General features: G+C 29.4%; 13 protein-coding genes and 1 pseudogene. 11 read left to right on the top strand and 3 right to left on the bottom strand.

The genetic code is table 11. The features are described 5' to 3' along the window. A pseudogene (locus tag B5X81_RS14870) lies at positions 1–251 on the top strand (beta-alanyl-CoA:ammonia lyase); the annotation flags it as partial. 48 nt (positions 252–299) lie between these two features. Beyond that, positions 300–677 (top strand): hotdog fold domain-containing protein, encoded by a 378-nt coding sequence (locus B5X81_RS14865; protein ID WP_079492779.1) that lies wholly within the window; start codon positions 300–302, stop codon positions 675–677. Positions 678–731: 54 nt separating this feature from the next. Here the strand turns inward: B5X81_RS14865 and B5X81_RS14860 are convergent, their stop codons facing one another. Then, entirely contained in the window at positions 732–1,625 is an 894-nt protein-coding gene (locus B5X81_RS14860) for a MerR family transcriptional regulator (protein ID WP_079492778.1), read from the bottom strand. Positions 1,626–2,606: 981 nt separating this feature from the next. Between B5X81_RS14860 and B5X81_RS14855 the strand changes: the two genes are divergently transcribed. The 4 genes from B5X81_RS14855 (at position 2,607) to B5X81_RS14840 (ending at position 5,194) form a co-directional block, all read left to right on the top strand. Next, entirely contained in the window at positions 2,607–2,975 is a 369-nt protein-coding gene (locus B5X81_RS14855; RefSeq protein WP_079492776.1) for a NifB/NifX family molybdenum-iron cluster-binding protein, read from the top strand. A 102-nt stretch (positions 2,976–3,077) separates the two neighbouring features. Further along, complete coding sequence (locus tag B5X81_RS14850; protein WP_079492775.1) at positions 3,078–3,452, top strand: NifB/NifX family molybdenum-iron cluster-binding protein; 375 nt, start codon at positions 3,078–3,080, stop codon at positions 3,450–3,452. A 22-nt stretch (positions 3,453–3,474) separates the two neighbouring features. Further along, the gene (locus B5X81_RS14845; RefSeq protein ID WP_079492773.1) at positions 3,475–4,299 is read left to right on the top strand and encodes an ATP-binding protein; all 825 of its coding nucleotides are present in this window, start codon (positions 3,475–3,477) and stop codon (positions 4,297–4,299) included. A 34-nt stretch (positions 4,300–4,333) separates the two neighbouring features. Further along, positions 4,334–5,194, top strand: coding sequence for an ATP-binding protein (locus tag B5X81_RS14840; protein WP_079492771.1), 861 nt, complete (start codon positions 4,334–4,336; stop codon positions 5,192–5,194). 49 nt (positions 5,195–5,243) lie between these two features. Here the strand turns inward: B5X81_RS14840 and B5X81_RS14835 are convergent, their stop codons facing one another. Both B5X81_RS14835 and B5X81_RS14830 read right to left on the bottom strand, forming a co-directional pair. Then, positions 5,244–6,338 (bottom strand): HAMP domain-containing sensor histidine kinase, encoded by a 1,095-nt coding sequence (locus B5X81_RS14835; protein ID WP_079492770.1) that lies wholly within the window; start codon positions 6,336–6,338, stop codon positions 5,244–5,246. A gap of 4 nt (positions 6,339–6,342) precedes the next feature. Beyond that, positions 6,343–7,020, bottom strand: coding sequence for a response regulator transcription factor (locus B5X81_RS14830; protein ID WP_079492768.1), 678 nt, complete (start codon positions 7,018–7,020; stop codon positions 6,343–6,345). Between the two features lie 280 nt (positions 7,021–7,300). On the opposite strand from B5X81_RS14830, the gene B5X81_RS14825 reads away from it, so the two are divergent. The 5 genes from B5X81_RS14825 to B5X81_RS14805 all read left to right on the top strand — a co-directional run bounded on the left by B5X81_RS14825 (position 7,301) and on the right by B5X81_RS14805 (position 13,583). Next, positions 7,301–7,774, top strand: a complete 474-nt coding sequence (locus B5X81_RS14825) for a hypothetical protein (RefSeq protein WP_079492767.1) — start codon at positions 7,301–7,303, stop codon at positions 7,772–7,774. Between the two features lie 8 nt (positions 7,775–7,782). Further along, positions 7,783–8,481 carry an ABC transporter ATP-binding protein gene (locus tag B5X81_RS14820; protein WP_330397395.1) on the top strand — a complete coding sequence of 233 codons (699 nt, stop codon included), beginning with the start codon at positions 7,783–7,785 and terminating at the stop codon, positions 8,479–8,481. Then, complete coding sequence (locus B5X81_RS14815) at positions 8,471–9,826, top strand: ABC transporter permease (protein WP_079492764.1); 1,356 nt, start codon at positions 8,471–8,473, stop codon at positions 9,824–9,826. Before B5X81_RS14820 ends, B5X81_RS14815 begins: the two co-directional genes overlap by 11 nt. A gap of 419 nt (positions 9,827–10,245) precedes the next feature. Beyond that, a complete protein-coding gene (locus tag B5X81_RS14810) occupies positions 10,246–11,808 on the top strand; it encodes a Na+/H+ antiporter NhaC family protein (RefSeq protein WP_330397394.1) in 1,563 nt (520 codons plus the stop codon). Between the two features lie 164 nt (positions 11,809–11,972). Continuing rightward, entirely contained in the window at positions 11,973–13,583 is a 1,611-nt protein-coding gene (locus B5X81_RS14805; RefSeq protein ID WP_079492761.1) for a DUF3298 and DUF4163 domain-containing protein, read from the top strand. The last annotated feature ends 67 nt before the right edge of the window (positions 13,584–13,650 follow it).

Raw genomic sequence — 13,650 nt, 5'->3', positions numbered from 1 at the left:
TTAAAGCAACTCTTACTCATGTAGGAAATTCATCTCGTGATTGTAAGATAGAAGTTTTCAAGCTTGCTACACCAGCTTTCCGTGAAAGTAAGGAAGACTGTAAACCAGGAGATATGGTTTGGTTTAATGAGCCTGTACTTTGTACAGAAGGATATGTACGTCTAGTAGTTAAGAAGCATTTACAACGTGGAGCTCAGCCAGACGGATTAGTAAAAGATCCATGGCGTCCGCTAGAAGATTTTCCAGAATAGATTGATGATTAGTAGAGTTGAAAATTAAACAATAAAGGAGAATGTCTTATGAATGAACAACAGACAGTAACATACCGTTATAGAATGTCAGATCGTGATGTGTTTTATGGTGGTGGAGTTGTAAATGGTGCAAGAAATATTACACTTATGAATGATGCAGCTAACCGTCTTATGGCAAAGGTATTTGGTAATACAGGTCATTGTGTAGAAGTAAAAAAGGTTCGTTTATATGTTCCTTCATTTGCAGGAGATTATATGGAGTATATTGCTAGAATTAAGGAGATAGATGGAAAACGTGCTTTAATAGAGGTTCGTTCCTTCAAGATTATTGAAGTTCCTGAGAATCCACCATTCCCAAGTTCTATAGATGTACTACCTGATCCACCATTATCAACTGTAGTACAGTTTGTATATGAAGCATATTAAAATATATTAATAATCATAAATAAATAGGGAACTCTAAAAGAGTTTCCTATTTATTTATGATTTAGATTTATCCATCTTAACTACTGGAATTATTACTTTGGTAATATGCTCGTCTACATTATTAACATCAAGTGGAGATATAATAAATTCTTCTGAGACATTACCAGAAATTTTATATCCATTTTTATTGATCCATTGTATAAGCTTAATATGTGTATTAATAATGTTAGAATAATTACCTATGTGAGTAGTAGTAGCGGCAGTGAAGCCTCCAAATTTTCTATAATTGTATGCATTAGTATTACTATCTACTGGGGAATCAATTAACATGCCAAATTCAATTTCTGAGTCCATAAATAAAAACTGTTCAAGTGGGTTTGAATGATATGTAACTATAATTAATCCCTTACTCTTTAAGTGTAGTTTATTACATAAATTAACAATTTCTACCCATCTCTTTATAGAGACTTCTGAGTTTGAATACTTCTTCATAACTTTTTTAGTATATACCAAGTGCATTTCAGGTATTTCTTCTATCTGTACAGTTTGTCTATTGTCTACAACGTTTTCATTAGAACAGTAAGATGTCAAATCAGCTCCCTCTTTAAGCCGTTTTAAAAAAGTGTGACCATCGTAGTAGCTATTTTGAAGGGTTTTTATTTTTTCAGATATCTCTAATAATTTATGCTCAATATTTTTTCTTAACGTTTCAGTGCTATTATCATCTATGATTTCCTTAATCTTTTTAAGCTTAAATCCATACATTCTTAACTTACGAATTATACATAGTGTTACCATTTGATCTTTGCTATAATACCTATATTTACTATCTTCATCTCTAAATTCAGGTACAACCAATTTAATATCATCATAATATCGTAATGTTTTCTTAGGAACATTACAAATTTCTTCCACTTCACCTATTGAATATCTATTTCCCTTTTTCATTTAAAATATCCTCCTTAGATATTTCCTGTTTTATTTAAGAAATATAATGTCATTGATTGTAAAAAAATTCAATAGTTAAAAAATATACATTCATTATAATTATAACAAGTATTTATATAAAGATTCAATAAAAACACGAGAATAGAAATTATAAATATAAATTTTATGATTTTGTTGTAAGTTAAGAATATTTCATAATTATTACTTGGCATAATTGAATAGAGAAAATAGAAGAATTTGATAAGATTTTCCCTTTTAAAGAAAAGAAAGTACAGGAGAGTCAAAAAGAATATGAACTTGTTTCAATTATGCTTGATGAATAACTATAAAATTAAAGCCAAAACACCACTTTAATTACCTACTATCTAAAATAGCGGTAAATCTATTATCCCTGTTTGAGATATTAATTCAAGGAGTTATCACAAGGAGGGAGATCATATCAATTAGATATATGGAACATTTGATATTGATAAAAAATATTTTAATGACGCAAAAGGTTTTGCAGAATTAAAATTACCACGACTAGATGGAAATTATGATGGAATACTTGAGATAAATAAATATTTTGTTGGTAAAGAACAGTTTTTCTACAACGAGCTTCCAATTTTTGCAGTGGGTACCTAGAAAAAGTAGACATGTTATAAATAGAAGACAGGATTTGATTATACCGATCAAACCCTGTTCTTTTGCGGTTTTAGAAAAAAATAGTTAAATGTTAATCAAAAGGTGATAGAAATGCTTTTCTAAATAGTTATTGACATATGCCAATAACGGAGTATAATTATAATGAAAAATGTATATGCTTAAAATGAAATAAAGTAGGACTTTATACCTTTAATTTTTTGATAAAATTTTAGAAGAAGTATTTTTGCTATAGTTTAATATTTTTAATTTATAAAGGATTTTCAATTTATTAATTTTCAAAGTTGCTTATCTTTATTAATAATTTAAATAATGTAATATAAAAAGGAGAGAATATTTATGAAAAATAATTTATCTGCAGAGCTAAAAATAGCTTTCCCAACAAATGATGGAGAAAATGTAGAGGAGCATTTTGGACATTGTAAAAAATTTGCAATTTATAATGTGAAAGATAATGAGATTGTATCTAAGGAATATTTAGATGCTCCAAAACACGAACCAGGAGTATTACCTAAGTTCCTAGGAAAATATGGAGCTACAACTATTATTACTGGCGGAATGGGACAAATGGCAGTTGATTTATTTAAAAATCAGGGTGTTGAGGTTATACTTGGAGCTACAGGAAGGATTGAAGACAACTTAAATGAATATTTGGGAGGAGAATTATGCTCAAAGGGTTCTGCTTGTGATCATCACCATGATCATTAAGATTTTACTTATCAAAAATTCAATAATTATTAAAAACGGGGGCGAATTTTGCCCCTGTAATCATTAGGGTTAATAGTAAATTAAAATGAGGAGGGTTAAAGTATGAAAATAGCAGTTTGTTCAAAGAATGAAGGATTAAAGGCATTGGTTGATGAAAGATTTGGAAGGGCAGATAAATTTGTAATATATGATGTGGAAACAAAGGATGTAAAAACAATTGAAAATAGTGCTAAAAATGAAGGGGTTGGAGCTGGCGGACAAGCAGTTAAAAACCTATATGATAATAACGTTGAAGTTGCAATTGTTCCGCAATTGGGACCTAAAGCTGTAGATGCATTTAAAGCATTTGAAATAAAAGTATACAGCCTAGGGGAAAGTAAAACTGTAGAAGAAGCAATAGAAAAATATAAAAATGGAGATTTAAAAGAATTAAAGATGGATGAAATAAAAGGAAAAGGCGGATTGAGAAGAGCATAATAAGATTAAAGGAGAAAAATATATGAAGATTGTAGTTTTAAGCGGAAAAGGTGGAACTGGAAAGACTACAATATCCACAAACTTAGCTGTAAATATCAAAAATGCTGTATTGATAGATACTGATGTAGAAGAACCCAATAGTCATGTTTTTTTAAATCCAAAGATAGAGGATACTATTCCAGTTACAAAGGATTACCCTGATGTAGATATGGATAAATGCATATTATGTGGAAAATGTGGTGACTTCTGTAGGTATAATGCTATATTACCTGCGAGAAATAAAGTTCTGATATTTAAAGAAATGTGCCATGATTGTGGAGGCTGTGAGCTGGTATGTCCTGCCCATGCAATAAAATATATAAAAAGGGAAATAGGAAATATATATTCTGGAGTTTCTAAATATGGTGTAAAGATGAAATACGGAGATTTAAATGTTGGAGAAGTATCGGGAGTAAAAATTATTGAGGAATTAAAGGAATTAGTTAAAGACGAAGAAATGGTTATAATTGATGCTCCACCTGGAACATCTTGTTCAACTGTTGCTGCTGCCACGGGTGTAGATTATGCAATAGTAGTATCTGAACCTACACCATTTGGAGTAAGTGATATGAAGATGGTAGTAGAAATGCTAAGAAATATGAATATTCCTTTCGGAGTGGTAGTTAATAAAGCAGGACTCGGAGATAATGAAATCTATGAGTACTGCGATGAGGAGAATATAGAAATTTTACAGGAGGTACCCTTTGATAAAGAAATAGCAAAATTATATGCTTCGGGTAATATTTTAAGTTATGAACTTAAGGTATATAAAGAAAAAATTGAAACTATTTTAAAGAAGATAAAATAATATAATCTTTTTTAAAGAAAGGAAAAGTTTAAATATGGATATAAATGAGATTGTAGTCATATCGGGTAAAGGTGGTACAGGAAAGACTACTTTGGTTTCTTCAATAGTACCTTTTTTAAAGGATTTAGTTATTGCCGATTGTGATGTTGATGCCCCAGATCTTAATATTCTATTTGGTGACAAGATAAAACATAAGCAAGATTTTGTAGGCTTACAAAGAGCAGTAATTAATAAAGATATTTGTATCAACTGTGGAAAGTGTCACAAAAGATGTAAATTTAATGCAATAGCTAAAGAAATCATAATAGATACAACTAAATGTGAGGGCTGTGGAGTTTGCGAGTATGTCTGTCCTGTAAACGCTGTAGAAATGAAGGATTCCGTTGTGGGAAAGATATTTGTATCTAATACAGAATATGGAGATATGGTTCATGCTAGATTAATTCCAGGAGAAGAAACTTCAGGAAAGCTAGTTGCTGAGGTTAGAAAAAAAGCTAAAAAAATTGCCACTGAGAAGAAAATGAAAAATATAATTATAGATGGTTCCCCTGGAATAGCTTGCAATGTAATAGCATCCTTGACAGGAGTAAACCAGGTGATTATTGTTATAGAGCCAACTTTATCTGGACTTCATGATTTAAAGAAGGTTCATGAAATGGTAAAACGATTTAGATTGTCAGAATATATTGTAATAAATAAATATGATATATCTGAGGATGAGTTAAAGAAAATTGAAGATTATTGTAATAAAGAGAATTTAGAAATTGTTTTAAAGATACCATTTAATAAAAAACTTGTTGAAGCCATTACAAAAAAAGCAATACCATCATTGTATGAAAGGGAGTTTTTTGAGAATATTGGATTCTATAAATTTTTACATGCTTTAAATGTATAAGACTGGAGGGACGTTTTATAAAGCGTTCCTGTATTTTATTATCTGTGTTTTATAAAGGAAGTATTATTATAAAAGAAGTGCCCTTGGTATTTGTATCTTCTAAAAAAATCTTACCCTTATGATGTTTTATTATTTTACTAGTAATAGCTAAACCTAAACCACTACCTTTTGATTTTGAATTACGAGATTTATCGATACTAAAAAATGGCTGAAAAATTTTCGTCTTATATTCAGGTGAAATTCCAATTCCGTCATCTTTTATGTTGATTACTATGTTATCATCAGATACAGAAAACTTAATTTTAACATTTGTATTAGGAGGATTATATTTAATAATATTTTCAAATATATTAAAAATTGCTCTTTTTAAAAGCCTTGGATCAAACTGAAAATTAACACTGATATCAGGAATTTCTATATCTAAAATAAATTTATTGGTTATAAATATATCATAATATTCTATTACCAGCTCTCGAAACCAGCTAACAATATCTCTTTTTTCCTTTGAATATATTTTTTCATTTATATTTAAGTTTGAATATTGATTTAAATCTTCTATCAATTCATTTAATCTTAAGGAGCTTTTATAAATAATATTAAGATAATTTATTTTTTGGTTTTCATCTAAATCATCATTTATAAGAATTTCAGAATACCCTTTTATACTACTGATAGGAGTTTTCAAATCATGGACAATATCTCCCATTAATTGTCGTTTATCTTCTAATAATTGATCTTTTTTGAGTTCGCTTTCTTGAATTTTATCAGCCATATTATTAAAGGTTGTGGTTATAATTGAAAATTCATTATTTGTTGTATTTTTCATTCTAATAGTCTTATCATCGTTATTAAAAGTATTTATTACATGGACAATATGTTCTATTGGGAGAATAAATTTATTTGATGTGTATTTAGCATAAAAAAACAAAATAAATCCATTAATTAAAAATGTTATAATTACAATAGTTAAAAAAACACTTCCAATGTTAACTTCGAATAAACCTAAAATCTTATAAGTATCTTCCCTAATGATTTTAGTAGTTAATAAGATAATAATTATAGAAGTAAAGAATGATGGAATTATAATAATATAAGAGAATAAATAATTTCTTAAAAGCATATTTTTTATTTTACTGTTTTTCATTTAATCACTCCATTTTATATCCAAGCCCACGAATTGTTTTTAAATATTGAGGATTTTTAGGATCATCTTCAATTTTTTCTCTAATTCTACTTATTTGTACCATAACAGGATTTGAATCATTTAAATAGCAATCACCCCATACATTTTCATATATTTGTTTTGTTGTAAAAACTCTACCAGGAGATTTCATTAGCATTTCTAAAATTTTGAATTCTTTGTTCTTTAGATAAATTTCATTATTGTTCTTAATACATAGACATCTAGTAAGATCAAGCTTAAGAGCTCCAAGAGTTAAAATATCCTTTGAGTTATTATTAGTATAATCATAATATCTTCTTAAGTTTGAATTAACTCTTAATATTAAGTCTGATGGATTAAAGGGTTTTATTATATAATCATCTGCACCATTTTCAAAAGCTTTTATTTTATCTAGATCATTCATTTTTGAAGTCAGAAAGATAACTGGAATAAAGGAATTCTTTCGAATTTGCTTTAAAAGAGTAATGCCATCCATATTTGGCATCATGATATCAAGTATTGCTAAATTAATCTTTTCTTTATTTATAATGTTTAAGGCTTTTTCACCATCTTCAGCCTCGAATATTTTAAAATTTACTTTTTCTAAATGATATTTTAAGAGTTCTCTTAAATCTGCTTCATCTTCTACAATTAATAAATTCATATAAACCTCCATTTAAAATAATATTTTAATATTTTAATGTAAGCCAAATTAAAAGTGAAAGGTTATTGTAAGAATCAGATAAGTCTAATTACAGCATCTGATTATATTATATATTTAAAGGTATGAGCTAGTTGGTTTGCAAATTATTTTTTGATTAGTTTACCATATTATTAACAAATTATCAAATTTAAATTCCAAAAGCGAATACCTATATAGATTTCCCATAGTAAAACTTAATTTATACATATCAAAATATCCAGTGTTTCTAAGGAGTTTTGATGTGTATAAATTAATGTTTTACTGGAATATCTATAGAGAGTTCCAAGTAAATCAAAAAAAAGAAAGGAATTTTAAGATGACTACAAATCATAAAAAATTAGGTGCTGGAGTTACAGCAATATGTATTCTTGAATTAATTAGTAAGTTTTTTCAATTGTCATTAGCAGTAGTCGTATTACTAAAAAAAGAAGATATTGGTTTATGGTTAGAAAAAATAGGTCAAAGTAATATTATGAACGCTATTTCAAACCAACAAGTAATGATAACAATTTGTTTATCAATCCTTGCCATTTTGGGATTAATTCTTATTTTGAGTAAAAATAGAATTGGAATGTATTTATATTTTCCAATTACTGCAATCAATGTGACTATGTTGGCTATACAAAATAGCTTCCAGATAAAGCCTTTGCTATTTGCTTTGGTATTGCCAGTAATATTGTTCATTTTACTATATAACAGAAGAAATGTTTTTTAAAATGATTAATGAAAGGAATAAATAAAATGATAGAACTTAAGCATATTAGTAAAATTTATCAAATGGGTAAAGAAGAGTTCTATGCTTTAAATGATATTGATTTAAATATCAATTTAGGTGATTTTGTAGCGATTGTTGGTCCTTCTGGGTCTGGAAAATCAACACTGATGCATATCATGGGTGGATTAGATAAACCAACCAAAGGAAATGTTTTAATTGAAGGCAATGATATAAGCCAATTTAAAGACAAAAGAATGGCTAAATATAGAAGCCAACATACAGGGTTTATTTTTCAAAATTTTAATCTTGAACCAACTCAAAGTTCTCTGGAAAATGTAATGATGCCTTTGATTTTTTCTGGAGTTTCTAAAAGTAAAAGAATAGAAATGGCAAAAAGATCATTAGAAATGGTTGGGTTGTTAAATAAATTGAATAATAAACCAACTGAGCTATCAGGAGGGCAAAGGCAGCGTGTAGCTATTGCACGGGCCCTTGTGAATAATCCTAAAATTATATTTGCAGATGAACCTACAGGAAATTTAGATTCTAATTCAGGGACGCAAATAATGGAGCTATTAAAGGATTTAAATAATAAAGGTTATACCGTAATAATGGTTACTCATAATGTTGAACAAGCAAAAAAAGCAAACCAAGTAATAACAATAAAGGATGGAAAGATAGAGAAGGTAAGCAAAAATGAAAATTAAAGAGTATATAATAATGGCATTTTCAAATTTACGTAAAAGAAGAGCAAGAACTTTTTTGACGGCATTTGCAGTTTCAATTGGTGTTATGCTAATTATAACTATGTTATCCCTAGGAAAAGGTGTTGAAAATTTAATTATTAATTCTTTAGAAGAATTTAATACTGTAAATAAAATCTCATTATTACCAAAGGATTATGAAAAACCAAAAGAAGGTGATGAATCCACCTTAGATGCAGATGATGATATTAATTTAAAATCTGAATATAAAGTTATTACGGAGGATGTATTAGAAAAGATTGCAAAAAGGGAAGAAATAAAAGATATAGTTGTTGAAGTTAGTGCTGATGCTAAAGAACTGAGGATTGGAGAAAAAAGGGTTAAGATAAATGGCTTTAGCGGAATAGATATGAATTATAATATTTATTCAGATTTAACTTTACAATCGGCAAGGAAAAAAGAAAATGATGAAAAATTACCACTATTACTTGGAGGAGATTTAATTAAAAATCCCCAGTCCAATGAAGCTGTAGTGACTGAATCTCTCATGAAAAAACTTGGTTTTAATAAGGCGGATGAAATCTTAGGAAAAGAAATTGATATTATATCCGACAGAAGTCAAAGTGGAATTAAGGAAGATCCATTAATAACAAAGGTGGAAATTGTGGGTGTTGTGAATGGTAAAGTGGATTCTTCAGAAAGTTTATTTACAAGTATAGTGGTTTCTGATGAAGTTAATAAGTTTTTAAATAGAAACGATAAATATATATATGAAAAAACCGGTCCTTCGAATGTGTCTGTTAATGTTAAAAATGCAGAAGATGTAAAAACCATTAATGATTATATAAAAGAGGAACTTGGGTACGATACTTTCTCAATGGAAGGTATTGCAGAGATTATAAAAGTAGTATTTACTGTTATAAAAACCTTTTTGGCAATTGGCGGTGTTATTATTCTTTTAGTTGCTTCTTTAGGTGTTATAAACACAATGTTTATGGCAATTTATGAAAGGACAAGATCAATAGGGGTTATGAAAGCTGTAGGAGCTTCAAGCAGTGATATTAAATCAATTTTTCTTGTAGAATCTGGAACAATTGGATTTCTTGGAGGCATTTTAGGAACTGTCTTTTCAATAATAAATATTCAGCTAGTTAAAACTATAGCGATAATGATGTTAAAATCAAAAGGCATAGAAGATATAGAGTTTTTAAAAGATATTTTCATATCACCAGTGTCTATCTGTGTAATCACTATATTATTTTCCATCATTATTACTGTATTTGCAGGGCTTTATCCATCATCAAGGGCTGCAAAACTTAACCCCATTGAAGCTATTAGACACGAATAATAACCACTTTAAATATAGATAAAGGAGCATAAAAGTTCAATTACTTTTATGCTCCTTATTTTTTTAGGTTGAATTTTTAGTTCTTTAGGTATTTTACTGGACCAAATAAAAATATTTACTAGAAAACCAACAAAATATGTTCATAAAATATATATCAACAAAGGGTTGGACATTCTAAAAAATATGCAAAGATGTAGATTCTGGTACACATGGTAAAAGTTTTATTTCATTATTCTTTAATAACTTTTTATTATAGTAAAAATATAACAATTATAGCTTGAATAAATTTTCTATATTATGGTATGATATTAGCATATTTTATTAATATATCAATATATATTTATCAAAAGGAGGATGAGGAAATGAATTTTAACAAAAAACACATTTTTATTTTGACTACATTAGTTATGATAATCAGCATGTTGTTCACTGTCATAGTATTCGCAGATGGAGCAGAAGAAACGATTCCTGCTGTATATTCAACAGCTTGGGCATTGCTTCCACCAATTATTGCTATTGGGTTGGCATTGATTACAAAAGAGGTTTATAGTTCACTGTTTATAGGTATAGTAGTAGGGGCTTTACTTGTAGCAAATGGGAATCCAGTTAACGCGCTAAATACAATGGTTAAAGATGGATTTATTTCGAGTTTGGCCGATTCTTGGAATGTAGGTATTCTTATTTTTCTCGTTGTGCTTGGGATTATAGTAGCGGTAATGAACAAAGCTGGTGGCTCAAAAGCTTACGGTGAATGGGCCAAGAAGAAAATTGAAACAAGAAGAGGTGCAATGGGTGCCACTTTTGGTCTTGGCTGCTTAATCTTCGTGGATGATTATTTTAACTGTCTGACAGTTGGTAGTGTTATGAGGCCTGTCACAGATGGGCACAATATTTCAAGAGCTAAATTAGCATATCTGATAGATGCTACTGCTGCTCCAATATGCATGATTGCTCCCATTTCATCATGGGCGGCTGCTGTATCAGGTGTTGTAGAAGGTTACAATGGTTTAGACTTATTCATTAGAGCTATTCCATATAATTTTTATTCACTACTTACCATAGTAATGATTTTGTTCATTATAGTTACTGGTATCGATTATGGTCCAATGCGGAAACATGAAAAAAATGCTAAAGAAAACAATGATTTATTCACAACTGATGATCGACCATTCGAGAATGCAGTTCCGGAAGTAAGTTCAAACAAAGGTGGAATTATGGACTTGGTGCTTCCTGTAGTTATTCTTATTATATTTTGTGTAATTGGCATGATTTACACAGGTGGTTTCTTTTCAGGCACATCATTTATAGAGGCTTTCGCGAATTCAGATGCTTCAGTTGGGCTTTCAACTGGATCCTTGGTATCATTAATTTTTATATTTATATGGATTGTTGCAAGAAAGGTATTGTCATTTAATGACTTTATGGAGTGTATTACTTTAGGATTCAATGCAATGGTTCCACCAATTCTTATTTTAGCTTTTGCATGGACATTGTCATCAATGACAGGTGCATTAGGAGCTGCTCCTTATGTAGCAGGTCTTGTAGAGGGAAGTGCTGCAGGCTTTAAAATTCTTTTACCTGCAATTATTTTTATAGTTGCTTGCTTCCTTGCATTTGCTACAGGAACGTCATGGGGAACTTTCGGAATTCTTATTCCAATTGTTGTAAACTTGGGGGGAACTATATCTGAGGATATGCTTATTATAGGAATTTCAGCTTGTCTCGCAGGTGCTGTTTGTGGTGATCATTGTTCACCTATTTCAGATACTACGATTATGGCTTCATCAGGAGCACAGTGTAACCATATTAATCACGTATCAACTCAGTTACCTTACGCTATAACTGTTGCATGTGTTTCCTTTGTAACATACATTATCGCAGGTTATACACAGAGTGTAATAGCATTGCCAATAGGCATTATTTTAATGATTGGAACATTACTGGCAGTTCAGAAAATATCTAGAGAAAAAGCCAGAGCCTAGATTAGTATATTTTATAGATAGGAATTTAATAAAGTTATAATTAAAAAGTTTAACAGGCAGATGATTTTTATCTGCCTGTTAAACTTACTTATTGTGTGCCCAATAAACACAGTTTATTAATAGGCATTATTTACCTGAGGGTTTGAAGATAAGGATGGAATGATATGTTGAAGAAAAGTACTGTAATAACTATATTGATGGTGTTAGCTCTAATACTAACATCATGTAATGCTGTAGAAATGAATGCTGTTAATATCCCAAATATTCAGCAGAATTTGTCCGATGACATTGATAAAAACAATCCAAACGGTATAAATTATGAAATAAACAAGGCAACATTTACAAATAAAGAGACTGAAATAAACTATCCTCAAGTCAGCAATTTAAGCGATAAAGCTAAGCAGAAAGTGATTAATGAAATAATAAAGAAAGATGCATTAAGCAATTTTAACGAAGATATATATGAAAACTACAGTTTGGAAATTAATTATGATGTCAAATGGAAGAGTATTAATCTATTGAGTATTGAATACTATGGCGTAGGCTATGATAAAGATGCCCCACATCCAAATAATGAGTATTATACAAGCAATATTGATATAAAGAATGGTGTTAGGTTAAGATTAAAGGATGTTGTTAAAATTAACGAAGCTTTGATAAAAAAGATTAGAAAAAGTAAGTGCACACGAAGTTGTCCCGAAGCACCGGAATTAGATATTGCTATAAAAGAAAAATTTGATAATCTTTCAATAGATGAGATGCTTAAGAATTTAAATTATGCTGACTCCAATGATAGTGAATATTATTCTGGTACCTATAGTTATTTTACTAAAGATTCTTTAGGTATTAGTATAAGTTTTCCTCATGTATATGGAGACCATTTAGAATTTGAATTAAAATATAAGGATATAGAAAATAATATTAAAACTAAAAATGAAGTATGGAATGATTTTCCTAATTTAGCTCAATCACCAAAAACCGAAGTTAAAGAAAATTTAGACGACCTTAAGAAAGAAGGTCTGGAAGTTATTAAAGACCAATCATTTACATTATCCACTCACTCTAAACCTAAACTTGTCAAAAAAACTATTAACTTTTCAACATTTGATATTGATAAAAAATATTTTAATGACGCAAAAGGTTTTGCAGAATTAAAATTAAAATTACCACGACTAGATGGAAATTACGATGGAATACCTGAGATAAATAAATATTTTGTTGGTAAAGAACAGTTTTTCTACAACGAGCTTCCAATTGACAGTTTAAAAGAAGTTAATATTAAAGTAGAGGGTGAGAAAGATAATTGGTATAGAAGTGCTGATTACAAGCTTGAAGCTGTGTTTGGAAATATCATTTCAGTATCAGCAGATTTAAATGGTGGAGCTGGTGGTGTAGGATGGGCTGGTATAGAAGGGGATTCATTTGATTTAAATACTGGAAGAAAACTGAGTCTAAAAGATATATTTAAGGTTAGTGAAGACGACTATATGAATATCATATACGACTTTGTATCTAAAAAAATTATGAATGAAATTAACAGTAACAAACAAGCAGGATACGGTAGCTGTTATATGTTTGAGGATGCCTATAATAGTGATGGTTACAAAAGTATTCGAGACTTTGACCAAAATAACTTTTATCTTTCAAAAGATTCATTAGTGGTTTTCTATCCTAAGTACGCTTTAGCAGATGGAGCGGCCGGACCTCAAAAATTTGAAATACCTTATGCATCTATTTCAGATGTGTTGGCTTTTGATGTAAATACAGTAAACTAAGTTGCAAATGAAACAGATATAAGCATACGTCAATTAAGTAGAATAATAGGGTTTAGATGAATTTGTA

It is taken from the genome of Maledivibacter halophilus, from assembly GCF_900167445.1.
GTDB lineage: Bacteria > Bacillota > Clostridia > Peptostreptococcales > Caminicellaceae > Maledivibacter > Maledivibacter halophilus.
This window is presented reverse-complemented; position numbering and strand designations above follow the sequence as displayed.